A 25,466-nucleotide genomic window follows, 5' to 3' on the forward strand; every position below is an offset into this window, starting at 1 on the left:
GAACATGTCGCTCAGGTATAAATGTAGGGCGTTGTGGGAATCGTTACTGGCAGGTCTACATGCCGCATTTCGGTCCAGGGTAGGACAAGGCTTTGGGAAATGTCCTGCGTATGAAGGGGAAGTCGTGGCGTTCTATTGCAGATCGTCGAGCTTTAACCTTTGTGCTGGTGCCGGATCTGGCATTTCAGTTGCGGGTTACTTTAGTTCCGGACAATAAAAAGCGGTCTGAACAACTTCAAGTCCAGACCGCTGCATTGGGCTCAGCGAACCTGAACCACCACCTTCCCAACCGCTTTGCGCTGGCCAAGATCATTGATCGCCTGCGCCGCATTGCTCAATGGATACACCTGCGACACCAGCGGCTTCAACTTGCCCTCGGCAAACCAGCCAAACAATTGCTGGAAGTTTGCCGCGTTGTCTTGTGGCTGGCGCTGGGCAAACGAGCCCCAGAACACGCCGACCACGGCTGCGCCTTTCAACAGCGCAAGATTGACCGGCAATTCAGGGATGCGACCGCTGGCAAAGCCCACCACCAGCAGGCGGCCGTTCCACGCAATGGCGCGGATGGCCTGGTCGAACAGGTCGCCACCGACCGGGTCGTAGATAACGTCGGCACCCTGGCCATCGGTCAGGCGCTTGATTTCGTCCTTGAGGCTGGTTTCGCTGTAGTTGATCAGCTCATCGGCACCGGCAGCTTTGGCGACTGCGAGTTTTTCGGCGCTGCTGGCGGCGGCGATCACGCGGGCGCCCATGGCTTTGCCGATTTCCACGGCGGCCAGACCGACACCGCCGGAAGCGCCGAGTACCAGCAAGGTTTCACCCGGTTGCAGGTTGCCCCGTTGCTTGAGCGCGTGCATCGAAGTGCCGTAGGTCATGCTGAACGCGGCGGCGGTGTTGAAGTCCATCGATGGGGGGATGGGCAGCACGTTATAGCCCGGCACTGCGACCTGTTCGGCGAAACTGCCCCAGCCGGTCAGCGCCATGACCCGGTCGCCGACTTTGAGGTGGCTGACCTTTTCGCCTACTTCGCTGACCACGCCAGCCGCTTCGCCGCCCGGGGAAAACGGGAAGGGCGGCTTGAACTGATACTTGCCCTCGATGATCAGCGTGTCCGGGAAATTCACCCCGGCGGCGTGCACGTCCAGCAGGATTTCATTCTTCTTCGCGACAGGACTGGCGACGTCTTCCAGCACCAGCGATTCGGCAGGGCCGAAGGCTTTGCACAGCACGGCTTTCATCAGGGCTATTCCTTTGGGAGTGATGGCCGATAAGTGTAGGTGTGTGAGTCGATGGGTCAACGAGCATGCCCGGCCCTGATAGTCAGCCATAAGCTTGTGCTTGAGCGGCGGGTCGTTATGCTAGGCCGCAAACCGGATAAGGAGCGAATTGTGAAAGCGTGGATCATGTTGTTGCTGGCCCTGTCTCTGCCTGTGGCAGCGATGGCCGAAGAAGCCAAAGAAGGTGCAGCTCCGAAGGTCAATTACATCACCCTGAGCCCGCCGTTCGTGGGCAACTACGGGCTGGACGGCACGCCGAAACTCAAGGTCTACAAGGCCGATGTGGCGTTGCGGGTGACCGGTGATGAGGCGACCAAACTGGTGAAAGCCAACGAGCCGTTGATTCGTAATCAACTGGTGGCGTTGTTTGCTCAGCAGACCACTGAAGCGATGAACAACGTCGAGGCCAAGGAAAAGCTGCGCCAGGAAGCCCTGAAACAGACCCAGCAAATCATGAACGACGAAACCGGCAAACCGGTGGTTGAGGATCTGTTGTTCAACAACCTCATTATTCAGTAATGCTGGATCCTGTAGGAGCAAAGCTTGCTCGCGATAGCGCCCACAAGACCGCCATCGCCGGCAAGCCGTGCTCCTACAAAAGCGCACCAGCAAACCGCGCCCATTCAAAAAACATTTCAACGTAGCGCATTCACCGCCGCCCACTGCTCGGCCGTCACCGGCATCACCGAAAGCCGCGATCCCTTCTGCACCAGCGGCATCTCGGCCAGCGCCGCCTGCTGTTTCAGGTAATCCAGCTTAAGCACTTTGGGAAACGTCTCGACATGCGCGACATCGATCGCGCTCCAGGCGTTTTTCTCTGCCGTGGCCTTCGGATCGTAGTAATGACCCTCCGGCTCCAGCGCCGTCGGGTCCGGATACGCGGCTTCGACGATTTTTCCGATCCCGGCGATTCCCGGTTCGGGGCAGCTGGAGTGATAGAAGAAAAACTCGTCGCCCACGGCCATGGCCCGCAGAAAATTACGTGCCTGGTAGTTGCGAACCCCGTCCCAGCGCGCTTTGCCAAGCGTCTCCAGGCCCTTGATCGAGAGTTCGTCGGGCTCGGATTTCATCAGCCAATAAGCCATGGTTTTTGCTCCTTGCGAGGTGAGTGGGCAAGTTGTCGGGGAATTTTATGACAAACCGACGGTCGGTTGACGCCAGCGTTTGCGTGTCGGTTCACGTTGTCGCAGAATGCCGGCCTTCTAAGCTTGACGCTGCTGCACGGCCTACACCTACAACGGAAACCGCTGCTGTCATCGTGTTGATGTGCCTTTGGGGGGCAATCGATGAAACGCAAACCGGATTTACTATGGATTTTGGTTATTTTGTTCGGCCTCGGCGTCGTGACCACTGGCTATGCCCAAAGCCTGTGGAGCAACAAGACCGACGCTCCAATCGAAATCGCGCAGCAACAACAGCCGTCCGCCTTCAAACGCTGAACCTGTCTTTCGACGCCGCACCCGTAGGAGCAAAGCTTGCTCGCGATGACGGCGTCACATTCAACATCAAAGTGCCTGAAAGACCGCTATTGCGAGCAAGCTTTGCTCCTACAGTGCGACGCCGGCGAAATACCGCGCCTTGTCTGTCACCGTTCCCTGTAACGGCACATCCCAGCTCGCTTGAGCCAATCGCTCGACCTTCTGACATTCATGGGCCAGCCCCAATAGCGTCGGCTTGCGCCAGTTTTTACGTCGTGCCAGGTACGCCAGGCTTCGATCATAGAAGCCACCGCCCATGCCCAGGCGTCCGCCGACATCGTCAAACCCCACCAATGGCAACAACACCAGATCCAGTGCCCAGACTTTGCGTTGTCGGGCGAGGTTGTGCCGGGGTTCGAGAATACGGAAGCGGTTGGGTTTCAGTTTTTCACCGGGGTGAATTCGCTGGAACACCATTTTGGTTCGTGGCCAGCCGCTGAGCACCGGCAGATAAGTCGCCTTGCCTCGACGCTGAGCGGCACGCAGCAAAACGCGCGGATCGATTTCACCGTCGGAGGGTAGATAAAGGGAGATATGTTTTGCGCGGCGAAACAGCGGGTGCTGGGCCAATTGCTTGTACAGCCCACGAGCGGCCTGGCGTTGCTGACTGGGTGTCAGTGCGCGGCGGGCCTTGCGCAGCATGCGTCGAAGTTGCGGGCGGGGCAGCAGCGCAGGTTCGGTCATGAATTCGGGCTTCGGCAGTGCGGGTACATAAAGCGTACCCGTAAAAAAGCCGATGCCGGTATTTAAACCGGCATCGGACTGAAATCAGGCTCCCCGGATGGACCGCTGTCGACTTAGCCCTTGAACCCGAAAGTTCAAGGTGGAAGATGCAGTAGGCTTTAAGGCTTTCCGTCTAGCGGACATGCACACCAGCCCAACGTGCAACCTCCAGGGTATAGCAAATCGGCTCAGGGACATCGCCAACTGGCAAGCACCCCAGGGAGTGAGGCGAGTATACCCCAAGCGGTTTCGCGTTTCAGCCCTTGGTGACGTCCGGATCGGTGGCGAGCACCAGATCGACGCGATCCAGCAAGTCGCGAACCTGCTCACGGGTCGATCCGCTAGCCTGTACATCCGGGCGTTCTTCCTTGTGCAGAAGATCGTGGGTGATGTTCAGGGCGGCCATCACGGCGATGCGATCGGCGCCGATGACTTTGCCGCTGCTGCGGATTTCGCGCATCTTGCCGTCCAGGTAACGGGCGGCGCTCACCAGGTTGCTGCGCTCTTCCTGCGGGCAGATGATCGAATACTCTTTATCGAGGATCTGCACGGTAACGCTATTGCTTGAACTCATGAGTCTTGCTCCAGGGCCTTGAGGCGCGAAATCATTGATTCGACCTTACGCCGGGCGATTTCGTTCTTTTCAATGAGGTGAGCGCGTTCCTCGCGCCAGGTCTTTTCCTGAGCTAATAGGAGTCCGTTTTGACTCTTTAGTTGCTCGACTCGGCTAATTAGCAGCTCAAGTCTGGCCATCAGCGCTTGCAGGTCGGTGTCTTCCATTATGTCCACTGAAAATGTGTCTGATGGGCGGCAGGCTCTGCACGAAACTGCCTGCGCGTCGATCATGCTGCGTTAAAAACAGGCTCGCAATGCTCATGTAGGGTCCTACACTCCGCTTGCTCGCCTGTTTTTGCCTTGCCTGATCGCCGCTCGGCGAGTTTCGTACAGACCCTGGCTGGCGGACAGCCTTTAATAGTCTTGGCGAGTCTGTCGATGTAGGATACAAGGCCTTCATTCTAGACATAGCGCCGTCTGGCGCCTAGCTGCCCATGCCCATTCAGAATTCCCCGTACCAAGCCTTCGCCACACTGCTGACTTCCAGCGGTCATAATGTCTCGCCTGCCGAACTGCATGGCCTGCTGCTCGGCCGCAGTTGCGCCGGTGCCGGTTTCGATGCCGAAGGCTGGCTGGTCGATGCCGCCGAGCTGCTCGAAAGCGAGCCGCAGGATAATGTCCGCAACGCCTTGATCGGCTTGCAGGAGATGGTCAAGGGCGAGCTCACCGGCGACGACGTGACCGTTGTTCTGCTGCTGCCGACCGATGACGAGCCGCTGGCCGACCGCGCCGCCGCACTGGGCCAATGGTGCCAGGGTTTCCTCAGCGGTTTCGGCCTGAACTGCCGTGACAGCAGCATGCTGAGCACCGAGGCCACCGAAGTGCTTCAGGACCTGGCGGCTATTTCACAGGTGCAAGACGCCCTGGAAGAGTCCGACGATGGCGAAAGCGATTACATGGAAGTGATGGAGTACCTGCGCGTCGCGCCGCTGCTGCTGTTCACCGAAAACAAAAAGCCGGACGCGCCGGCTGCCGCCAAACCGTCGTTGCATTAACCGCGTGCCAGGGAAAGCCATCTGCCCATGATTCATATCCCGAAATCGGAATACAGCCGTCGCCGCAAGGCCCTGATGGCGCAGATGGAACCCAACAGCATCGCCATCCTGCCCGCCGCCGCCGTTGCGATACGCAACCGCGACGTCGAGCACGTCTACCGTCAAGACAGTGACTTCCAGTACCTCAGCGGTTTTCCCGAGCCTCAAGCGGTCATCGTTTTGATGCCCGGGCGTTTACATGGCGAATACATACTGTTCTGCCGTGAACGCAATGCTGAGCGTGAGTTGTGGGACGGCCTGCGCGCCGGGCAGGAAGGCGCGATTCGCGACTTTGGCGCCGACGACGCTTTCCCCATCACCGACATCGACGACATCCTGCCGGGCCTGATCGAAGGTCGCGACCGGGTGTATTCGGCCATGGGCAGCAACCCGGAATTCGACCGGCACCTGATGGACTGGATCAACGTGATCCGCTCTAAAGCGCACCTCGGCGCCCAGCCGCCGAACGAATTCGTTGCCCTGGATCACCTGCTTCACGACATGCGCCTGTATAAATCGGCGGCAGAAGTGAAGGTGATGCGCGAAGCCGCACGGATTTCCGCCCAGGCACACATCCGCGCGATGCAGGCCTGCCGGGCCGGGTTGCATGAGTTCAGCCTCGAAGCCGAGCTCGACTACGAATTCCGCAAGGGCGGGGCGAAAATGCCGGCCTACGGTTCGATCGTCGCCGCTGGGCGCAACAGCTGCATCCTGCATTACCAGCAGAATGACGCGGTGCTCAAGGACGGCGATCTGGTATTGATCGATGCCGGTTGCGAGATCGACTGCTACGCCAGCGACATCACCCGCACCTGGCCGGTCAACGGCAAGTATTCAGCGGAACAGAAGGCGATCTACGAGTTGGTGCTGGCGTCGCAAGAAGCTGCGTTTGCGGAAATCGCCCCGGACAAACACTGGAATCAGGCCCACGAAGCCACGGTCCGGGTGATTACCTCCGGTCTGGTGAAGTTGGGCCTGTTGCAGGGCGACGTTGACGAATTGATCGCCAGCGAAGCCTATAAAGCGTTTTACATGCACCGCGCCGGCCACTGGCTGGGCATGGATGTGCATGATGTCGGCGAATACAAGGTCGGCGGCGAATGGCGCGTGCTGGAAGTCGGCATGGCGCTGACCGTGGAACCGGGCATCTACATTGCCCCGGGCAACCAGAACGTGGCGAAGAAATGGCGCGGCATTGGCGTGCGCATCGAGGACGACGTAGTGGTCACCAAAACCGGCTGTGAAATCCTGACCAAAGGCGTACCGAAAACGGTCGCCGAGATCGAGGCCTTGATGGCCGCCGCGCGGACACAAGCGGCATGAGTCGAGTCAATCTGGCAATCATCGGTGGTGGTCTGGTCGGCGCCAGCCTGGCGTTGGCACTGCAGGCCGGAGCCAAGGCTCGTGGCTGGAAGATCGTGCTGATCGAACCGTTCGCCCCCGGCGATACTTATCAACCGAGCTACGATGCCCGTTCTTCGGCGTTGTCCTACGGTGCCAAGCAGATTTATCAACGGTTGGGCGTGTGGCAGGAAATCTCCCGCCGCGCCGAGCCGATCAAGCAAATTCATGTGTCCGACCGTGGGCGCTTCTCCACCGCGCGATTGTCGGCGATGGAAGAGGGCGTTCCGGCGCTGGGCTATGTGGTGGAAAACGCCTGGCTCGGCCAATGCCTCTGGCAAGGTCTGGACAAGGACGTGATCAGCTGGCGTTGCCCGGCAGAAGTCACGCGCATGGAGCCGCTGATCGATGGCTATCGCCTGACCCTCAATGACGAAACCACTCTGGAATGCGACCTTGCGGTGCTGGCGGATGGCGGCCGTTCCGGTCTGCGCGAGCAACTGGGGATCGGCATCAAAAAGCGCCCGTACAACCAGAGCGCGTTGATTGCCAACATCACGCCGAGCGAAGCGCACAACGGCATGGCCTTCGAGCGTTTCACCGATGACGGGCCGATGGCCTTGTTGCCGTTGCCGGAAAACCGCTGCGCACTGGTCTGGACTCGATTGGGGATGGACGCGCAACGGCTGGCGGCCCTCGATGAAAAGAGCTTCCTCAGCGAGTTGCAAGGCGTGTTCGGTTATCGCCTCGGCACTTTGAAGCAGGTTGGCGCGCGGCATTTGTACCCGCTGACATTGATCGAGGCCGAAGAGCAGGTGCGTCCGCATCTGGCGATTCTGGGCAATGCTGCCCACAGCCTGCACCCGATTGCAGGGCAAGGTTTCAACTTGTCCTTGCGTGATGCTCAAGCGTTGGCCGATGCGTTGTTGACCAGCGAAACATCTCCCGGCGACTTTGCGACCTTGCAGGCTTACCGCGAGCGTCAGCGTCTGGATCAGAACCTGACCGTGGGTTTCTCCGATCAGGTCACCCGTTTGTTCGGCAGCACTCAACCGTTGGTTTCCCTGGGCCGCAACATCGGTCTGCTCGGGCTGGACCTGTTGCCGCCGGCCAAACGCTGGTTCGCGCGGCAGGCCATGGGTTTGGGTGCGCGTCCCGATGCTTGAGTGGCGGTCGGAAAATCCCTTTAATAGGCGGCTAAAGCCGCCAGCGAGACAGGCTTAAAGCATGGAAATGCGCGCAGATCTGCTGATTGTCGGGGCCGGAATGGTCGGCAGCGCCCTGGCGCTGGCGTTGCAGAACAGCGGGCTGGAAGTCCTGCTGCTGGACGGCAGCCCCCTGAGCGTCAAACCCTTCGATGCCCAGGCTTCGTTCGAACCGCGAGTGAGCGCCTTATCGACTGCCAGCCAGCGGATTCTTGAACGTCTGGGCGTCTGGGACGGCATCGCCAATCGGCGCAGCAGCCCTTACACCGATATGCACGTTTGGGACGGCAGCGGCACCGGGCAAATCCATTTTTCGGCAGCCAGTGTGCATGCCGATGTGCTGGGGCATATCGTCGAGAACCGCGTGGTTCAGGACGCCTTGCTCGACCGTTTGCACGACTGTGACCTCGGAATGCTGGCCAATGCGCGTCTGGAACAGATGCGTCGCTCTGGCGACGACTGGCTGTTGACCCTGGCCGATGGCCGCACCTTGCGTGCACCTTTGGTGATCGCTGCAGATGGCGCCAACTCGGCAGTGCGACGTCTGACTGGCGTTGCGACGCGCGAGTGGGACTATATGCACCACGCGATTGTCACCAGCGTGCGCAGCGCCAAACCTCATCAACTGACCGCGTGGCAGCGCTTCACCGACAACGGTCCGCTGGCGTTTCTGCCGCTGGAGCGTGACGGTCAGCAGGATTGGTGTTCGATCGTCTGGTCGACCACGCCGAGCGAAGCCGAACGCCTGATGGCGTTGGGTGACGACGGTTTCTGTAAGGAGCTGGAGCGGGCCTTCGAAGGCCGACTGGGCACAGTGATCAGCGCAGACCCGCGTCTGTGCGTGCCGTTGCGGCAGCGTCATGCCAAGCGTTATGTGGCTGAAGGATTGGCGTTGATCGGTGATGCGGCCCACACCATTCACCCATTGGCCGGGCAGGGCGTGAACCTTGGTTTTCTCGATGCCGCCGTGCTGGCCGAAGTGCTGTTGCAAGCGGTCACGCGTGGTGAGCGTCTGGCGGATGTGAAAGTGCTCAGCCGTTACGAACGTCGGCGCATGCCCCACAACCTGGCGTTGATGGCGGCGATGGAGGGTTTCGAGCGCCTGTTCCAGGCTGATCCGTTGCCGGTGCGCTGGTTGCGCAATGCCGGGTTGAAGATGGTCGACCAAATGCCCGAGGCCAAGGCGCTGTTCGTGCGCGAAGCGCTTGGGTTGATCGGGGATCTGCCGGCGTTGGCCAAGGCTTGAGCTATTCATTGACGCTGATGGCCTCATCGTCGGAACGCCGCCCGGAGCAGGCTCGCTCTCACATTGATTATGTGAACGCTGCAAATCCCCTGTGGGAGCGAGCCTGCTCGCGATGGGGTCGGAACATTCGCCGCAAATTTCCATCGTGCAACATCCAGTAACGCCTCTACTCACTGTTCGATTGAGAAGCGAAATGTGAGTCCTTATCATTTGGCCTCACTTTTTCAATCGAGAGATCGCTCCCATGCTGGTACCGAAGCGTCTACTGACCGCACTCGCCCTGACCCTGATTGGCAGCGCCGCAGCCCAGGCCGCTGACGAGGTGGTGGTTTACTCCTCGCGTATCGACGAGCTGATCAAACCGGTCTTCGATGCCTACACCGCGAAAACCGGCGTGCAGGTGAAATTCATCACCGACAAGGAAGCGCCGCTGATGCAGCGGATCAAGGCCGAGGGCGAAAACGCCACCGCGGACCTGCTGCTGACCGTCGATGCCGGCAACCTCTGGCAGGCCGAGCAAATGGGCATCCTGCAACCGTTCACTTCCAAGGTGATCGACGCCAACATCCCGCTGCAATACCGCTCATCCGCCCATGCCTGGACTGGCCTGAGCCTGCGGGCACGGACCATCGCCTACTCCACCGACCGGGTGAAACCCGGTGAGTTGACCACCTACGAAAGTCTGGCCGACAAGAACTGGGAAGGCCGCCTGTGCCTGCGCACAGCGAAAAAGGTCTACAACCAGTCCCTGACCGCCACCATGATCGAAGTCCACGGTGCCGACAAAACCGAGAAGATTCTCAAGGGCTGGGTGAGTAACCTGTCCACCGACGTGTTCTCGGATGACATCGCGGTGCTGGAAGCCATCAACGCGGGTCAATGCGACGTTGGCATCGTCAACACGTACTATTACGGTCGCCTGCACAAGCAGAAGCCTGATCTGGCGGTGAAGTTGTTCTGGCCGAACCAGGGCGACCGTGGCGTGCACGTGAACCTGTCGGGCATCGGCCTGACCAAACATGCTCCGCACCCGGAAGCAGCCAAGGCCCTGGTGGAATGGATGACCACACCTGAAGCACAGAAAATCTTTGCTGACGTGAACCAGGAATTCCCGGCCAACCCTGCGGTTCAGCCTTCTGCGGAAGTGGCGAGCTGGGGCAAGTTTGTAGCTGATACGTTGCCGGTGGAAATTGCGGGCAAGCGTCAGGCTGAAGCGATTCGGATGATGGATCGGGCGGGTTGGAACTGAGCCTGCTGTTTATTACGTTGTGACTTCAAGATCGACCCCTCATCGGAACGCCGCCCGCCCATCCCTCTCCCCATAGGGGAGAGGGGAAAGGGAGCAGATCCCGGTTGTTTCCAAAACCTGAGTTCGACTTTGAAATTTCCGGTCGCAGCATTTCAAATAAACGCCGCGGTCAGTCCCCTCGCCCCTTGGGGAGAGGGTTAGGGTGAGGGGGCGATCTTGAACCCAGACACCAAACTCACCATCTCAGAGACCTTAACGTGGCCCACCCCGCCCAACGCCGCTGGTATCCACTGGTCTTCGCCATCGCTGCGCTGGTCCTGCTGCCACTTAGCGTTCTGCTGTTGTCATGGCAAACCATCGATCATCAAATCTGGTCCCATCTCTGGGATACCCAGATGCCACGCCTGCTGGGCAATACCCTGACCCTGGTGCTCGGCGTCGGCATCGGCGTAACGCTTTTGGGCGTGAGCCTCGCCTGGCTCACCAGCCTTTGCGAATTCCCCGGTCGGCGTTGGCTGGACTGGGCGCTGATGCTGCCATTCGCCATTCCCGCCTACGTGCTGGCTTTCGTCTTCGTCGGCTTGCTGGATTTTGCCGGCCCCGTGCAAACCCTGTTGCGCGAATGGTTCGGCACGGGCTTGAGGTTGCCGCGCGTGCGCTCCACCGGCGGTGTGATTCTGGTTCTGGTGCTGGTCTTCTACCCCTACGTTTACCTGTTGGCGCGAACCGCGTTCCTGGCGCAGGGCAAAGGCTTGATGGAAGCGGCGCGCGTCCTGGGGCAATCCCCGTGGCAAGCGTTCTGGCGAGTCGCGCTGCCCATGGCGCGCCCGGCCATCGGGGCTGGCGTGGCGCTGGCGCTGATGGAAACCCTGGCGGATTTCGGTGCGGTGTCGGTGTTCAACTTCGACACGTTCACGACCGCCATCTACAAGACCTGGTACGGATTTTTCAGTCTCTCCACCGCCGCGCAACTGGCCAGCCTGTTGCTGCTGGTGGTGATGGTCGTGCTGTACGGCGAGCGCCGCGCTCGCGGGGCCAACCGGGCGAGTAACGAACGACCTCGGGTCAAGGCGCTGTATCACCTGCGCGGTTTCAAGGCGCTGGCGGCCATGAGTTGGTGCGGTCTGGTGTTCGCCTGCGCTTTCGTCATTCCAGTGCTTCAACTGGTGGTGTGGTTCTGGCAGCGCGGGCGCTTCGACCTGGATGAGCGTTACGCGGGGCTGATCGTCCATACCCTGTACCTGGGCGGCATGGCGGCGCTGATTACCGTCAGTGTTGCTTTAGTGCTGGTGTTTGCCCGACGTCTGGCCCCGACCCGAGCGATCCGCTCCGGCATCAGCCTGGCTAACCTCGGTTACGCCTTGCCGGGTTCGGTGCTGGCGGTGTCGATCATGCTGGCGTTCAGTTACCTGGACCGCGAACTGGTGATCCCGTTATCGGGCTGGTTGGGCGGCGCCGGCAAGCCATTGTTGCTGGGCAGCCTCTCGGCGTTGTTGCTGGCCTATCTGGTGCGTTTCATCGCGGTGGCTTATGGACCGCTGGAAAGCAGTCTGGCGCGAATACGGCCATCTTTGCCCGAAGCGGCACGTAGCCTTGGCGTCAGTGGGCCACGACTGTTTTTCAAAGTGTATCTGCCGTTATTGCTGCCAGGAACGTTGAGCGCTGCGTTGCTGGTGTTCGTCGATGTGCTCAAGGAAATGCCCGCGACCCTGCTGATGCGCCCGTTTGGCTGGGATACGCTGGCGGTACGCATCTTCGAAATGACCAGCGAAGGCGAATGGGCGAGGGCCTCTTTGCCGGCCTTGACTCTGGTTTTGGTTGGCCTGCTACCGGTCATCGGATTGATTCGACGTTCGGCGCATCGAAACGCCTAGGTGCCAGTCCTACACCTTGAGGCTACAATGCGCGGCATTCGGTGCGGTCCGTCCTACGGACCAGGTAGCTGAAATCGGCTGGAAGCCTTCTATTTCAAGGCTTTCACGCCGTGCAGCACCGGCCCGCACCTTCGCCACGCCCGGAAGGAGAAACCCATGGGACAGCGCACGCCTCTGTATGACCTTCATCTCGCCCTCGGCGCGAAGATGGTCGATTTTGGCGGTTGGGATATGCCTTTGCATTACGGCTCGCAGGTCGAGGAACACCATCAGGTGCGTCGCGATTGCGGGGTTTTCGATGTATCCCACATGACCGTGATCGATGTCAGCGGCCCTCAGGCCAAGGCCTGGCTCCAGCATTTGCTGGCCAATGACGTCGAACGTCTGCACAGCCCTGGCCGTGCCTTGTACAGCACCATGCTCAACGAGCGCGGCGGCATCGTCGACGACATGATCGTCTACCGTCTCGACGAAGGTTATCGGTTGGTGGTCAACGCCTCCACCCGTAATCAGGACCTCGCCTGGATGCAGGCTCACCTCGATGGCTTCAAGGTGCAGCTCAACGAGCGCTCCGAGTTGGCGATGCTGGCTATTCAAGGCCCACAGGCCCGGCACAAAATCTCCGAACTGGTGACCCAGTCCCGCGGCAACCTGATTCAGATGCTCAAGCCCTTCGAAGGCCAGGCCGATGGCGACTGGTTCATCGCGCGCACCGGTTACACCGGTGAAGATGGCCTGGAAATCGTTCTGCCGGCCAATCAAGCGCCAGGATTCTTCAACGACCTGGTGGGCGCGGGCATCTCGCCGATCGGCCTCGGGGCGCGCGATACTCTGCGGGTCGAAGCCGGCATGAACCTCTATGGTCAGGACATTCACCAAGACGTTTCACCACTGGCCTCCAACATGGCCTGGAGCATTGCCTGGGAACCGGCCACTCGCCAGTTCATCGGTCGCAGCGCGCTAGAAGCCGAGCGAGCGGGTGGCGTGCAGCACAAACTGGTCGGTCTGGTCCTTGAGGAGCGTGGGGTTTTGCGCGCTCATCAAGTGGTCCGCATCGCCAATGTTGGCGAAGGGGAGATCACCAGTGGTAGTTTCTCTCCTACGCTTAGCAAGTCGATTGCACTGGCGCGCGTGCCGATGGCGACAGCCGACCGCGCAGAAGTGGAAATCCGTGGCAAGTGGTACCCGGTCCGAGTGGTCAAACCGACCTTCGTACGCCATGGCAAAACCTTGATCTAACCTTTTTTGGCGGGCAATGACCGCTGACATTTTTCTTGAGGACACAGAACATGAGCGAAATCCCTGTCGACCTGCGTTTTGCCGAAAGTCACGAATGGGCCCGTCTAGACCATGATGGCGGCGTGAAAGTGGGTATTTCAGACCATGCTCAGGAAGCCTTGGGTGACGTAGTGTTCGTTGAACTGCCGGAAATCGGCAAAGTGTTCGCTGCCGGTGAGGCTGCGGGTGTCGTCGAGTCGGTCAAGGCCGCGTCGGATATCTACTCGCCAGTTTCCGGTACAGTCATTGCCGTTAACGAAGAATTGGCCAGCAACCCGGAACTGCTCAACAGCGCGCCTTATGACAGCTGGATATTCAAACTTGAGCCAAGCGATACGTCTGAGCTGGACAACCTGCTCGACCCGGATGCCTACAAGACCGCCATCGGCGAGTAAGCCTTAAGCGTCATCCCCAAAGCCCCGACTTGTCGGGGCTTTTCAGTTTTTGTCGCTTCGCGCCAAAAAATCGCGGGCAAGCCTTGCTCTTACAGAATTACGGTGACCTCGGGTTTTGTGACCGCCGCACAACCTGTAGGAGCAAGGCTTGCCCGCGAAGAACGATAACGCGCGGGCACTTGATTAACGCCTGATTTTCGAGAGGTTCGCATCGACTGCTATGCTGGTTTGACCGTGTTGCATCGACGTTGAGCGCCAGTCAAGAGAGAGCCCGTCATGTCCCAGTTGCCGTCCTTGAGCCAGTTACGCGACCCCAATGCCTTCCTTCGCCGCCACCTCGGGCCCGATGCCGCCGAGCAACAGGCGATGCTCGACAGCCTCGGTCTCGGCAGCCGGGTCGAGTTGATCGAGCAGACGGTGCCGCCGGGAATCCGCCTGAACAGGCCGCTCGACCTGCCACCCGCGCTCGACGAAGAAGCCGCGCTGGCCAAACTGCGGGGTTACGCCGAGCAAAACCAGGTCTGGACCAGCCTGATCGGCATGGGCTACCACGGCACCCTTACGCCGACTGTCATTGTGCGCAACGTGCTGGAAAATCCCGGTTGGTACACCGCGTACACGCCGTATCAACCAGAGATCGCCCAGGGCCGGCTCGAAGCGCTGCTGAATTTCCAGCAATTGACCATCGACCTCACCGGCCTGGAACTGGCCAACGCCTCGCTGCTGGACGAAGCCACGGCGGCGGCGGAAGCCATGGCACTGGCCAAGCGTGTCGCCAAGTCCAGGAGCAATCTGTTCTTCGTCGACGAAAACTGTCATCCGCAGACCATTTCCGTGGTCCAGACCCGAGCCGAAGGGTTCGGCTTCGAGCTGATCATCGACACTGTGGATAACTTGAAACAGCACGAGGTGTTCGGCGCGCTCCTGCAATATCCCGACACCCACGGCGAGATCCGCGATCTTCGTCCCTTGATCGATCATCTGCATGCGCAGCAAGCCTTGGCGTGTGTCGCAACGGATCTGCTGAGTCTGCTGTTACTGACGCCGCCGGGGGAGTTGGGCGCCGATGTGGTGTTCGGTTCATCCCAGCGTTTCGGCGTACCCATGGGTTACGGCGGCCCTCACGCGGCGTTTTTTGCCAGTCGCGATGAGTACAAACGGGCGATCCCCGGGCGGATCATCGGTGTGTCGAAGGACGCTCGCGGCAACGTCGCCCTGCGCATGGCCCTGCAAACCCGCGAGCAACATATCCGTCGGGAGAAAGCCAACTCGAACATTTGCACCGCTCAGGTGCTGCTGGCCAACATTGCCAGTTTCTATGCGGTCTACCACGGTCCTGAAGGGCTCAAACGCATCGCCCAGCGCGTCCATCGGCTGACCAGCATCCTCGCCGCCGGCCTGGAGCGCCGCGGCATCAGCCGTCTCAACAGACACTTTTTCGACACGCTGACGCTGGAGGTCGGTGGTACTCAGACGGCAATCATCGAAAGTGCCCAGGCCGCGCAGATCAATTTGCGCATCCTCGGGCGCGGGCAGTTGGGGCTGAGCCTCGACGAAACCTCCGACGAATCCACTGTCGCGAAGTTGTTTGATGTGTTCCTCGGTTCCGATCATGGGCTGAACGTCGACGAACTGGACGCTGAAACCCTTGCTTCCGGCATTCCCGCAGGTCTGCTGCGTACCTCGCCGTATTTGCGCCACCCGGTGTTTAGCGCCCATCACAGCGAAACCGAAATGCTGCGCTACCTCAAGCAACTGGAGAACAAGGACCTGGCGCTCAATCAATCGATGATCCCGCTGGGCTCTTGCACCATGAAGCTCAACGCTACCAGCGAGATGATCCCGATCACATGGCCGCAGTTCGCCAACCTGCACCCGTTTGTGCCGAAAGAGCAGGCGGTCGGTTATTCGCTGATGATCGAGGAGCTGGAGCGCTGGCTCTGCGCGATTACCGGTTTCGATGCGATCTGTATGCAACCCAACTCCGGGGCCCAAGGCGAGTACGCCGGGTTGCTGGCGATTCGTAAATATCACGAAAGTCGTCATGAGGGCGCGCGGGATATCTGCCTGATCCCGTCCTCGGCCCACGGCACCAACCCGGCGTCGGCGCAGATGGCCGGCATGCGCGTGGTGATCGTCGAGTGCGACGAGGCGGGCAACGTTGATCTGGATGACCTCAAAGGCAAAGCCGCAGAGGCCGGAGATAAACTCGCCTGCCTGATGGCGACGTACCCTTCGACCCACGGTGTATACGAGGAAGGCATCAGCGAAATCTGCGAAGTTATCCACAGCCACGGCGGCCAGGTTTACATGGATGGCGCCAACCTCAACGCTCAGGTCGGACTGGCGCGCCCGGCGGACATCGGCGCCGACGTGTCCCACATGAACCTGCACAAGACTTTCTGTATTCCCCACGGGGGCGGCGGGCCGGGCATGGGGCCGATTGGTGTGCGGGCGCATCTGGCGCCGTTCGTGGCCAATCACCCGGTGGTGCCGATTGACGGGCCGCTGGCGCAAAACGGCGCAGTCAGCGCAGCGCCCTGGGGCAGCGCGAGCATCCTGCCGATCAGTTGGATGTACATCGCGATGATGGGGCCGCAATTGGCGGATGCCAGTGAGGTGGCGATCCTCGCCGCGAATTACCTGGCGCAGCACTTGTCCGGGGCGTTTCCGGTGCTTTACACCGGGCGCAACGAGCGGGTGGCGCACGAATGCATTCTTGACCTGCGGCCACTCAAGGCGCTGACCGGGATCAGCGAGGAGGACGTCGCCAAGCGGCTGATGGACTATGGATTCCATGCGCCGACCATGTCGTTTCCGGTGCCGGGGACCTTGATGGTGGAACCCACCGAAAGTGAATCGAAGGCAGAGCTAGACCGCTTTATCGGGGCGATGCTGAGTATCCGCGCGGAAATCACCGAGGTGCAGAACGGCAACTGGCCGGCCGATGACAACCCGCTGAATCGTTCGCCGCATACCTTGGCGGATATCACCGGGGTTTGGGAGCGGCCCTACAGCATCGAGCAGGCAGTGACGCCGGATGCTCACACCAAGGCGCATAAGTACTGGCCGGTGGTGAATCGGGTGGACAACGTCTACGGCGATCGGAACCTGTTTTGCGCTTGCGTCCCGGTGGATGATTACCGCTGACACACCGTTTTGTATTCGGGCAAAAAAATGCCGCTCATGGAGAGCGGCATTTTTTTGAGTCATGAATCAGAACGACAACCGAGCTTCAACGTAAAGATTCTGCTCTCGAAGCTTGCCCTTTAGTTGTTCGTCCCGCGCATTGATGCGGTTGGCGAAGGTGTTATAGCCGGTTTCAACCTTACCCATGTCGACATAGCGGTAGCCGGTGCCGACAGTAATTTGCCGGGTCAGTTTGAGGTCTGCACCGACGCCCAGGGTGTAGGCGAAATTGTTTTGGGTATTGTTGGCAAATCGACGTGAAGGGTTGGACTGATAGCCTTCGGAATTGATATGGGCCACGCCTGCGCCGGCCATGGCGTACAGCGATAGGCTTTGGGTCAAGGGGAAGTCCTTATAGGCATTGAGCATCAGGCGCTTGGATGAGACCTGCATGTTGTTAACGTTGGCGTTGAATGGCGCCCAGTAACTCTTGAACTCCGAGTCCTGCTTGATGGTGTACTCGCTTTCCAGGCGCCAGCCACCTATGAACTCATAGCCGAGCGCAACGGAGCCTCCGACATCTTTGTTGCGCTCCGGACTGACGATACGGTTGTTCACCCTGGGACTTGTGAGCAGGGCGCCGGCAAGGTCTTGCTGGACACTCTGGATTTTTAACGAGCCGTACAGGCCTTCCGCGTGGGAAACGTGACTGTAGGCGGCCAGCAGAAGTAAAGATAAGACTGGTTTTTTCATGTGAGTCGATTCGCTTGTGGGGTAATCCGAATCGACAAAGTTTGAGTTCGCACGTCTGGTGCTCATATCAGAGCTTTCATCAGTAGGTCGGTGAAAACTCGTCTGTATGTCGGTGTTTTGGCGTTAGCCTACGTAGGAAATAGCTGCGCAATTTCTCTGGTTCAAAAAAAATGCCGCTCATTGAGAGCGGCATTTTTGTTCAGCAGTAAATCTTAATTCGACGCGACGGCATTCTTCGCCAGGATCGCGTTCGCCAGTTCCATGTCCGTGGCCTGCAGGCCAGGGTTGTCGGCGCGGACTTTCTGCATCGCGGCCTCCAGGTATGGACCGCGAATGCCGCCGTCACTGGCGACAAAGCTGCCGGCATCGTCCTGGGCGGCAACGATCAGCTTGTGATCCTTGAAGGTCAGGTAGGTCGAACCGGTAGTCGCACCGGATGAGATGACGTTACGCCAAAAGCTATCGGCCATCGCCGAACCGACAGGAAGGGACAACAAGGCGATGGTAGCGATAGCAAGTTTGAAACGCATATAGGGTGACTCCACTGGGTTAACTACGGCGTTGGATTGCCAATTCCCCAATCGAGTTCCATAACGGCCGCGCCTACTTTTGTTCGCTCTGTGGCGTCACCCGCAATACCTCCTCAATGGTCGTGAAACCCGCTGCGACTTTTTGCGCCCCTGACAATCGCAAACTGCGCATGCCTTCCTTGAACGCCTGACGCCGCACCGCCAGCAAATCGGTGTCGGGGCTGATCAGCGCTTTGACGCCGTCCGTCAGCTGCATGATTTCGTAAACCCCGGCGCGGCCGCGGTAACCGGTATCGCGGCATTCAAGGCAACCGATGGCGCGATGTGCGTTGTTCGGCAACGGTGCCTGCCAGGGCCGGGTCAAGGTTTGCCAGTCTTCTTCACCCAGCATCAGCGGCGCCTTGCAATGCGAGCACAAGGTGCGGACCAGGCGCTGGGCCATGACGCCGAGCACCGTGGCTTTGATCAGGTAATGCGGCACGCCCAGCTCCAGTAAGCGGCTGATCGCGCTCGGCGCATCGTTGGTGTGCAGCGTCGACAGCACCAAGTGGCCCGTGAGCGCAGCCTGGATTGCCATTTCAGCGGTTTCCAGATCACGGATCTCACCGATCATGATGATGTCCGGATCCTGTCGCATCAGCGCGCGCACACCGGCGGCAAAGGTCAGGTCGATGTTGTGTTGGACCTGCATCTGGTTGAAGGCTGGCTCGACCATTTCGATCGGGTCTTCGATGGTGCAGAGGTTGACCTCCGGCGTCGCCAGTTTTTTCAGGGTGGTGTAGAGCGTGGTGGTCTTGCCGGAACCGGTCGGGCCGGTGACCAGAATGATGCCGTTGGGCTGGCTCGTCATGTCTTGCCAGCGGCGCAGGTCATCGGCGGAGAAGCCCAACTGATCAAAGTTCTTGAGCAGTACTTCCGGATCGAAGATCCGCATGACCATTTTTTCGCCAAATGCAGTAGGCAATGTCGACAGCCGCAACTCGACTTCGCCACCGTCCGGGGTCTTGGTTTTCACCCGGCCGTCCTGGGGTTTGCGTTTTTCCGCGACGTTCATCCGCCCGAGGCTTTTCAGGCGGCTGACGATCGCCATGGTCACTTGCGGCGGGAATTGATAGACGTTGTGCAGCACGCCGTCGATGCGAAAGCGCACTGTGCCTTGTTCACGCCGCGGTTCGATGTGGATATCGCTGGCGCGCTGCTGGAACGCGTACTGGAACAACCAGTCGACGATGTTGACAATGTGCGCGTCGTTGGCGTCCGGTTCCTGGTCGCTGGCGCCGAGGTTGAGCAACTGTTCGAAATTGCCCAGGGTGTTCAGTTGCTGATCGGCATTGGTCGCGCCGCTGACCGATTTGGCCAGACGGAAGAACTCCACGCTGAAGCGCTGGATGTCGACCGGGTTGGCCACCACACGCTTGATCGGCAGTTTCAGCACGTGGGTCAGGTCGGCTTCCCAGCCGGTGACGTAGGGCTGGGCGCTGGCCACGGTGACTGCGTCGCGGTCGATGGACACCGCAAGAATCTTGTGACGCTGGGCGAAGGCGTAGGACATCAGCGGCGTAATCGCCGCCACGTTGATTTTCAGCGGGTCGATACGCAGATAAGGCTGGCCGGCCTGCTGTGACAGCCAAAGCGTCAGGCTTTCCAGATCGAGGTGTTTGCCGGGACGGCTGAGATCGTCCAGGAGTTGGCTGGCGATGAATTCCAGCGGGTGCATCTGGCCATTGGCGGCGTGACGGCGTCGAGCATTGAGCGCGTGTTCGGCCGAGTCCTGGCTGATGAAACCTTGGGCGACCAGTTCACGCAGCAAATCATTGAGATCCAGCCAGCGGTCCTGAATGGCAAGTTGAACGGACATGCGGGCTCCTCATGAACAACAGTTCGCAAAGGATAGTCGCGGAGCCGAAGACCGTTGGGCCACTACCCGACGAAGCCGTGTCGAGTTTTTTCAGCCCGCCGCCTGAGCCGGTTCATCCCACGCGCAATCAGCCGCTTGCAGCTCAACCGAACAGACGCTGATCAGGTTACGTAATTTTTCCGCGATCACCTGGGCGCGGTGCCAGCTCAGGCCGTCCATCACGATGTCGATCGATAGTAGATCGTCCATCCGCTGCACGTTGACCTGTTGCGGCGTCAGAAACTGCAAAGCGAACAGGTTGAGCGCCCGGCACAGCAGATCCGGTTCGGCCTCGGCCAGCATTTGATAGTGAACGCGGCAGTGGGCGTTGCTGACGTTCCAGACATCGGCGCGGGTGCGCGGGGTGTTGACGGCTTCTAGATGCGGCATGGTCGGTCTCCAAAATCAGTGGAGGAATTTTTACATTCGGTGCCGGGCATTTCTTATCTATGATTGGGCTTATTGGCGATTGTTTGAATTGCTTGATTCGGTAAGTTATCAATTAAAGGTTTTTTTATGCATAGCGAGCTGGATGGCTACGACCGCAAGATTCTCGCGTTGCTGCAAGAGGACGCTTCGCTTTCCAGTGCGCAGATTGCGGAACAGGTGGGGTTGTCGCAGTCGCCGTGCTGGCGGCGGATTCAGCGAATGAAGGAGGAGGGGATCATTCGTGGACAGGTAACCTTGCTCGACCGGAAGAAAATCGGGCTGAACACGCAGATCTTTGCCGAAATCAAACTCAACGCTCACGGGCGTTCGAACTTCACCGAATTCACCGAGGCGATTCGCGGCTTTCCCGAAGTGCTGGAATGTTATGTGCTGATGGGGTCGGTGGATTTCTTGCTGAGGATTGTGACGGCGGACATCGAGGCGTATGAGCGGTTTTTCTTCGAGAAGCTGTCGATGGTGCCGGGGATTCAGGAGGTGAACTCGATCGTGGCGTTGTCGGAAATCAAATCCACGACGAGTTTGCCGGTCTGAAGCTTTGCGGTGAATGGGCTGGCCTCATCGCGGGCAAGCCTTGCTCCTACAGGATTTGAGTCGGTCTCCCAATTGGGTTTGACGAAAAACCTGTAGGAGCAAGGCTTGCCCGCGATGGCGTCCTTACATACGCAGCAGCATCTTCCACGCACGATTCTGATACACCGCAATCGCCTGCTGCTTGCGCGCATCCAGCGATTCATCGGTGATCGGCTCGTTCGCCAATTGAGCAAGCTGTTTCAGCTCACCGTACAGGCGATCCATTTCCGGGATGTCCAGCACGCTGCGGGCGTGGTGCAGCCAGGCCTGGATGCGCTCGATGCGCGGCAGTTGCTCGGCCAGGTCTTCTGGTTGTTGCTGGTAACGCTGCAGTTGCAGGGAAGTCGCTTCCTCACCCAGCAAACGCGGCAACCAGCTGCCCAATTGCGCAGCGCCCTGGCGATTGCCACGGACGTTGCGATCAGCCGCCCAAGTGCGGGCCAGCAACCAGCGCGAAGTGTTCAGCGAGAACAAGCCCCAACGCGGATCTTCCAGTTCTTCGAGGAACTGCTCCGGCGCGGCTTTGCGCACGTCTTCGTCGTCGACACCGGCTTGCACCAGCGGACGCCAGTCTTCGAGCAAGGCATCCAGCGCGACGCGCAGATCGTGCGTCGATTGACGTGGCGCGGCTTGGCCCAGGCTACTCAGCAGCGCGCGCAATTCAGCCAGGTTTTCGACCCAGTCCTGCAACAGGCGCCAGTGACCGTTGAAACGATACTGCTCGGCCAGACGCTGGCTGCTGCTCAGCAAGTGCCAGCTCAGCGCGGCGAAAGCGTCGTCCAGCGGCATTTCGGCGGTGATCTGTGGCGCTGGCAGGCTCAATGAATAGCTGTTGGCGTCGTACAAGCGATAACCGCGCTCGGCCTTGCTGATGTCACACGGCATCAGGGCGAGAGTCGCGGCCAGTTCGGCGGCCAGTTCCAGCAGAGCGGCCGGCTCGCCTTCGCGAAGTTCCAGTTCCAGTTCGCAGATTTCTTCTTTCTGCTTGCCGACCACCACGTGGCCGAGGTCCAGCGCAGCTTCGATGACCACTTTGGTCTTGCCACGGCCCCAGGCGATTTCAGCGCGTTCGCGGACGAAATCGGTGGTGAAGATCGGCTTCAGGGTTTTCTTGTCCAGCTCGGCCAACTCTTCAGGCCAGCATTCGCCGTCGAGTTTCTTCACGTCGAGCTTGGCTTTGGGCAGGTTCCAGTCGTATTCGTTACGCTCGGACAAACCGGCAACGCTCTGGCCGCGGGTCTTGAGGGTCTGAATCACTTCTTCGCCATCGCGGCGCAGGCGCAGGGCAACCTTGGCGCGGGCCAGGTCGCGCTCAGGCGTGTCGAAGTACTGATTCATCAACTCACGGCGTTCCCAGCCACTTTTGTTGCGTTTTTTCAGGAGCGGGTGCTCGCGCAGGGCAGCGAGAGTTTCTCGGCTGACGCGGAGTTTGATTTCGGTTTCTTTCTGCATGGCCGGAAAATCCAGGATCGGGAGCGCAGCCGGGGGAATGTGTGGCTGCCAAGGTCGTGCAGTGTACAGGACTCTCCGTCCTACGCGCCGCGACGGTTTATTCCTGTCGCCGGATGGTTCTATGATGGAGTTCAAATAGGGAGTTGGGAGTCAGCGATGCCTTTGCCGTCCATGAAAGATCAGTTCGCTGCGCTGATCGCTGCGCCGTCCGTCAGCTGTACGCAGGCCAGACTCGATCAAAGCAACCGTCCGGTGATTGATTTGCTGGCGACGTGGCTCGGCGATCTGGGTTTTGCCTGTGATATCCAGCAGGTCAGCCCCGGCAAATTCAATCTGCTGGCCAGTTTTGGTTCCGGCCCCGGTGGCCTGGTGCTGGCCGGTCACAGTGACACGGTGCCGTTCGATGGTGCGTTGTGGCAGACCGATCCGCTGAAGCTGACCGAAGTCGATGGCCGTTGGGTGGGTCTGGGCAGTTGCGACATGAAGGGCTTTTTCGCCCTGGCCATCGAAGCCGTCATTCCTCTGCTCGATCAGCCGTTCAAGCAACCGCTGTTGATCCTTGCCACCTGTGATGAAGAAAGCTCGATGTCCGGCGCTCGTGCCTTGGCCGAAGCCGGGCGTCCGCTCGGTCGTGCGGCGGTGATCGGCGAGCCGACCGGGCTCAAGCCGATCCGCATGCACAAAGGCATCATGATGGAGCGCATCGACATCCTCGGTCAGAGCGGCCACTCCTCGGATCCGCGCCTCGGCCACAGCGCCCTCGAAGCCATGCACGACGCCATCGGTGAGCTGCGCGGTTTGCGGTTGGCGTGGCAGCGTGAGTTCCGTAATCCACAGTTCAGCGTGCCGACGCCGACCCTGAATTTCGGCTGTATTCATGGCGGCGATAACCCCAACCGCATTTGCGGCCAGTGTTCGCTGGAGTTTGATCTGCGTCCGTTGCCGGGCATGGACCCCAATGCCCTGCGCGCGGAGATTCTGCAGAAGCTCAAGCCCATTGCCGAGTGGCATAAGGTAAAGATTGATTACGCGCCGCTGTTCCCCGAAGTGCCGCCGTTCGAGCAGGCCGAGGACGCAGAATTGGTCCGGGTCGCGGAAAAGCTCACCGGTCATCGTGCCGAAGCAGTGGCGTTCGGCACCGAAGCACCTTATCTTCAGAGCCTTGGCTGCGAAACCCTGGTGCTCGGCCCTGGCGACATCGCCTGTGCGCACCAACCGGGGGAATACCTCGAAATGTCACGTTTGCAGCCTACGGTGCATCTATTACGTCAACTGATTCAACATTACTGTCTGACACCGGCCGCAATGCAATCCTTGTAGGAGCTGAGCTTGGTCCGGGCGGCGTTCCGACGATGACGGCATTACATTCAACATTAATGTTGGCTGGCCCACCGCTATCGTCGGAACGCCGCCCGGACCAAGCTCGGCTCCTACAGGGTTTGTGCATTATAAATTGCCAATGTCCAAACCCGTATTCATGAGGAGAGCGCGCGTGTCGCCAAGCCTGTTCCGACGATAACCATCAGCCCGCTGTGCGTTTTTCTGTTTCGCCCATTTTTTGGCTGCTATTTATTACAGGCCCAGGTTCATGCCCGAATACGTTAATTGGCTTCGTCACGCTTCGCCTTACATCAATGCCCACCGTGATTGCACCTTCGTCGTCATGCTGCCCGGCGACGGCGTGGAGCACCCGAACTTCGGCAATATCGTCCACGACCTGGTGCTGTTGCACAGTCTGGGCGTGCGATTGGTGCTGGTTCACGGTTCCCGTCCGCAAATTGAAACCCGCCTGGCTACGCGCGGCCTGACCCCGCATTACCACCACGGCATGCGCATCACCGATGCCGCGACGCTGGAGTGTGTGATCGATGCGGTGGGCCAGCTGCGTATCGCCATCGAAGCGCGGCTGTCGATGGACATGGCTTCATCGCCAATGCAGGGCTCGCGTCTGCGGGTTGCCAGCGGCAACCTGGTCACGGCGCGGCCGATCGGCGTGCTCGAAGGCGTCGACTATCACCACACCGGCGAAGTGCGTCGGGTGGACCGCAAGGGCATCAATCGCCTGCTGGATGAGCGTTCCATCGTGCTGTTGTCGCCACTGGGTTACTCGCCGACCGGTGAGATTTTCAACCTCGCCTGCGAAGACGTCGCCACTCGCGCGGCCATCGATCTGGGGGCGGACAAGCTGCTGTTGTTTGGCGCCGACCTGGGTTTGATCGATGAAAACGGTCGCCTGGTTCGTGAGTTGCGTCCGCAACAAGTGCCGGCGCATTTGCAGCGTCTGGGCAGCAACTATCAGGCAGAGCTGTTGGATGCGGCGGCTGAGGCCTGTCGCGGCGGTGTGGCTCGCAGTCATATCGTCAGCTACGCCGAAGACGGCGCGCTGCTGACCGAACTGTTCACCCGCGACGGTGGCGGTACGCTGGTGGCCCAGGAGCAATTCGAGGTTGTGCGCGAAGCGGCGATCGAAGACGTCGGTGGTTTGCTGGATTTGATCAGCCCGCTGGAAGAGCAGGGCATTCTGGTGCGGCGTTCCCGCGAGGTGCTGGAGCGTGAGATCGAGCAGTTCAGTGTGGTCGAGCGCGAAGGCATGATCATCGCGTGTGCGGCGCTGTATCAGATTGCTGATTCGGATGCGGGGGAGTTGGCGTGTCTGGCGGTGAACCCGGAGTATCGCCATGGCGGTCGTGGTGATGAACTGCTGGAGCGCATCGAAACCCGCGCCCGGGCGCAGGGGCTGAAAACCTTGTTCGTACTGACGACCCGGACCGCTCACTGGTTTCGCGAGCGTGGGTTTGTGCCGAGCAGTGTTGAGCGTCTGCCGTCGGCGCGGGCGTCGCTGTACAACTATCAGCGTAATTCGAAGATCTTCGAAAAAACCCTCTAATACGGCTATGCCCTCCGTAGGAGCGAGGCTTGCCCGCGAAGGCGTCATCAAGGACAACCTATAAATCGTGTCGTCTGCTTCGC

Annotated in this window: 24 protein-coding genes and 1 other RNA gene; 14 read left to right on the forward strand and 11 right to left on the reverse strand. The window is 59.8% G+C overall.

Annotated features, from left to right (window positions below; translation table 11 throughout):
• Positions 1 to 260: 260 nt before the first annotated feature.
• The gene (locus ACYZUA_RS03690) at positions 261 to 1,238 is read right to left on the reverse strand and encodes an NADPH:quinone oxidoreductase family protein (RefSeq protein ID WP_008150352.1); all 978 of its coding nucleotides are present in this window, start codon (positions 1,236 to 1,238) and stop codon (positions 261 to 263) included.
• A gap of 150 nt (positions 1,239 to 1,388) precedes the next feature.
• Here ACYZUA_RS03690 and ACYZUA_RS03695 point away from each other — a divergent pair, with 150 nt between their 5' ends.
• Positions 1,389 to 1,796 carry a flagellar basal body-associated protein FliL gene (locus tag ACYZUA_RS03695; RefSeq protein WP_033060630.1) on the forward strand — a complete coding sequence of 136 codons (408 nt, stop codon included), beginning with the start codon at positions 1,389 to 1,391 and terminating at the stop codon, positions 1,794 to 1,796.
• A gap of 116 nt (positions 1,797 to 1,912) precedes the next feature.
• Here ACYZUA_RS03695 and ACYZUA_RS03700 read toward each other — a convergent pair whose 3' ends face one another.
• Positions 1,913 to 2,362: an EVE domain-containing protein gene (locus ACYZUA_RS03700; RefSeq protein ID WP_461962116.1), complete on the reverse strand. Its 450-nt coding sequence runs from the start codon at positions 2,360 to 2,362 to the stop codon at positions 1,913 to 1,915.
• 201 nt (positions 2,363 to 2,563) lie between these two features.
• Here ACYZUA_RS03700 and ACYZUA_RS03705 point away from each other — a divergent pair, with 201 nt between their 5' ends.
• Positions 2,564 to 2,716, forward strand: coding sequence for a hypothetical protein (locus ACYZUA_RS03705; RefSeq protein WP_008024268.1), 153 nt, complete (start codon positions 2,564 to 2,566; stop codon positions 2,714 to 2,716).
• Between the two features lie 108 nt (positions 2,717 to 2,824).
• Here ACYZUA_RS03705 and ACYZUA_RS03710 read toward each other — a convergent pair whose 3' ends face one another.
• From ACYZUA_RS03710 to ACYZUA_RS03725, 4 genes are all read right to left on the reverse strand, one after another.
• Positions 2,825 to 3,439, reverse strand: a complete 615-nt coding sequence (locus tag ACYZUA_RS03710; RefSeq protein ID WP_461962117.1) for a 5-formyltetrahydrofolate cyclo-ligase — start codon at positions 3,437 to 3,439, stop codon at positions 2,825 to 2,827.
• A gap of 86 nt (positions 3,440 to 3,525) precedes the next feature.
• A non-coding RNA gene (ssrS, locus tag ACYZUA_RS03715) (6S RNA) lies at positions 3,526 to 3,704 on the reverse strand.
• 30 nt (positions 3,705 to 3,734) lie between these two features.
• Positions 3,735 to 4,052, reverse strand: a complete 318-nt coding sequence (locus ACYZUA_RS03720) for a cell division protein ZapA (protein WP_007942435.1) — start codon at positions 4,050 to 4,052, stop codon at positions 3,735 to 3,737.
• Complete coding sequence (locus ACYZUA_RS03725; RefSeq protein ID WP_007942437.1) at positions 4,049 to 4,258, reverse strand: TIGR02449 family protein; 210 nt, start codon at positions 4,256 to 4,258, stop codon at positions 4,049 to 4,051. The genes ACYZUA_RS03720 and ACYZUA_RS03725 overlap by 4 nt, the downstream gene beginning before the upstream one ends.
• Positions 4,259 to 4,527: 269 nt before the next feature.
• Here ACYZUA_RS03725 and ACYZUA_RS03730 point away from each other — a divergent pair, with 269 nt between their 5' ends.
• From ACYZUA_RS03730 to gcvP, 9 genes are all read left to right on the forward strand, one after another.
• Positions 4,528 to 5,088 (forward strand): YecA/YgfB family protein, encoded by a 561-nt coding sequence (locus ACYZUA_RS03730; RefSeq protein ID WP_283182120.1) that lies wholly within the window; start codon positions 4,528 to 4,530, stop codon positions 5,086 to 5,088.
• A 27-nt stretch (positions 5,089 to 5,115) separates the two neighbouring features.
• Complete coding sequence (pepP, locus tag ACYZUA_RS03735) at positions 5,116 to 6,450, forward strand: Xaa-Pro aminopeptidase (RefSeq protein ID WP_461962118.1); 1,335 nt, start codon at positions 5,116 to 5,118, stop codon at positions 6,448 to 6,450.
• On the forward strand, positions 6,447 to 7,634 hold the full coding sequence (gene ubiH, locus ACYZUA_RS03740) for a 2-octaprenyl-6-methoxyphenyl hydroxylase (protein WP_461962119.1): 1,188 nt from the start codon (positions 6,447 to 6,449) through the stop codon (positions 7,632 to 7,634). Before pepP ends, ubiH begins: the two co-directional genes overlap by 4 nt.
• A gap of 67 nt (positions 7,635 to 7,701) precedes the next feature.
• Positions 7,702 to 8,919 (forward strand): 2-octaprenyl-3-methyl-6-methoxy-1,4-benzoquinol hydroxylase, encoded by a 1,218-nt coding sequence (locus ACYZUA_RS03745; protein WP_461963861.1) that lies wholly within the window; start codon positions 7,702 to 7,704, stop codon positions 8,917 to 8,919.
• 244 nt (positions 8,920 to 9,163) lie between these two features.
• Complete coding sequence (locus ACYZUA_RS03750; protein WP_461962120.1) at positions 9,164 to 10,168, forward strand: extracellular solute-binding protein; 1,005 nt, start codon at positions 9,164 to 9,166, stop codon at positions 10,166 to 10,168.
• Positions 10,169 to 10,425: 257 nt separating this feature from the next.
• Positions 10,426 to 12,042, forward strand: coding sequence for an ABC transporter permease (locus ACYZUA_RS03755; RefSeq protein ID WP_461962121.1), 1,617 nt, complete (start codon positions 10,426 to 10,428; stop codon positions 12,040 to 12,042).
• Between the two features lie 156 nt (positions 12,043 to 12,198).
• A complete protein-coding gene (gene gcvT, locus ACYZUA_RS03760; protein ID WP_046045131.1) occupies positions 12,199 to 13,281 on the forward strand; it encodes a glycine cleavage system aminomethyltransferase GcvT in 1,083 nt (360 codons plus the stop codon).
• A gap of 50 nt (positions 13,282 to 13,331) precedes the next feature.
• Positions 13,332 to 13,715, forward strand: a complete 384-nt coding sequence (gene gcvH / locus ACYZUA_RS03765; RefSeq protein WP_461962122.1) for a glycine cleavage system protein GcvH — start codon at positions 13,332 to 13,334, stop codon at positions 13,713 to 13,715.
• A 276-nt stretch (positions 13,716 to 13,991) separates the two neighbouring features.
• On the forward strand, positions 13,992 to 16,865 hold the full coding sequence (gene gcvP / locus ACYZUA_RS03770; RefSeq protein ID WP_461962123.1) for an aminomethyl-transferring glycine dehydrogenase: 2,874 nt from the start codon (positions 13,992 to 13,994) through the stop codon (positions 16,863 to 16,865).
• Between the two features lie 66 nt (positions 16,866 to 16,931).
• On the opposite strand, the gene ACYZUA_RS03775 is transcribed toward gcvP, so the two are convergent.
• The 4 genes from ACYZUA_RS03775 to ACYZUA_RS03790 all read right to left on the reverse strand — a co-directional run bounded on the left by ACYZUA_RS03775 (position 16,932) and on the right by ACYZUA_RS03790 (position 20,414).
• A complete protein-coding gene (locus tag ACYZUA_RS03775; RefSeq protein WP_461962124.1) occupies positions 16,932 to 17,597 on the reverse strand; it encodes an outer membrane protein in 666 nt (221 codons plus the stop codon).
• A 212-nt stretch (positions 17,598 to 17,809) separates the two neighbouring features.
• Entirely contained in the window at positions 17,810 to 18,127 is a 318-nt protein-coding gene (locus ACYZUA_RS03780; RefSeq protein WP_309677102.1) for a DUF2388 domain-containing protein, read from the reverse strand.
• Between the two features lie 73 nt (positions 18,128 to 18,200).
• On the reverse strand, positions 18,201 to 19,985 hold the full coding sequence (locus tag ACYZUA_RS03785) for a GspE/PulE family protein (RefSeq protein WP_461962125.1): 1,785 nt from the start codon (positions 19,983 to 19,985) through the stop codon (positions 18,201 to 18,203).
• A gap of 90 nt (positions 19,986 to 20,075) precedes the next feature.
• Positions 20,076 to 20,414, reverse strand: a complete 339-nt coding sequence (locus ACYZUA_RS03790; RefSeq protein WP_461962126.1) for a hypothetical protein — start codon at positions 20,412 to 20,414, stop codon at positions 20,076 to 20,078.
• A 126-nt stretch (positions 20,415 to 20,540) separates the two neighbouring features.
• Here ACYZUA_RS03790 and ACYZUA_RS03795 point away from each other — a divergent pair, with 126 nt between their 5' ends.
• Positions 20,541 to 21,005 (forward strand): Lrp/AsnC family transcriptional regulator, encoded by a 465-nt coding sequence (locus ACYZUA_RS03795; RefSeq protein ID WP_046045137.1) that lies wholly within the window; start codon positions 20,541 to 20,543, stop codon positions 21,003 to 21,005.
• Between the two features lie 123 nt (positions 21,006 to 21,128).
• Here ACYZUA_RS03795 and ACYZUA_RS03800 read toward each other — a convergent pair whose 3' ends face one another.
• The gene (locus ACYZUA_RS03800) at positions 21,129 to 22,496 is read right to left on the reverse strand and encodes a CYTH domain-containing protein (RefSeq protein ID WP_461962127.1); all 1,368 of its coding nucleotides are present in this window, start codon (positions 22,494 to 22,496) and stop codon (positions 21,129 to 21,131) included.
• A 156-nt stretch (positions 22,497 to 22,652) separates the two neighbouring features.
• Here ACYZUA_RS03800 and argE point away from each other — a divergent pair, with 156 nt between their 5' ends.
• Both argE and argA read left to right on the forward strand, forming a co-directional pair.
• Positions 22,653 to 23,816: an acetylornithine deacetylase gene (argE, locus tag ACYZUA_RS03805; protein ID WP_461962128.1), complete on the forward strand. Its 1,164-nt coding sequence runs from the start codon at positions 22,653 to 22,655 to the stop codon at positions 23,814 to 23,816.
• Positions 23,817 to 24,084: 268 nt separating this feature from the next.
• A complete protein-coding gene (gene argA / locus ACYZUA_RS03810) occupies positions 24,085 to 25,383 on the forward strand; it encodes an amino-acid N-acetyltransferase (RefSeq protein WP_033060603.1) in 1,299 nt (432 codons plus the stop codon).
• Positions 25,384 to 25,466: the final 83 nt, after the last annotated feature.

It is taken from the genome of Pseudomonas sp. LS2P72 (assembly GCF_054897865.1).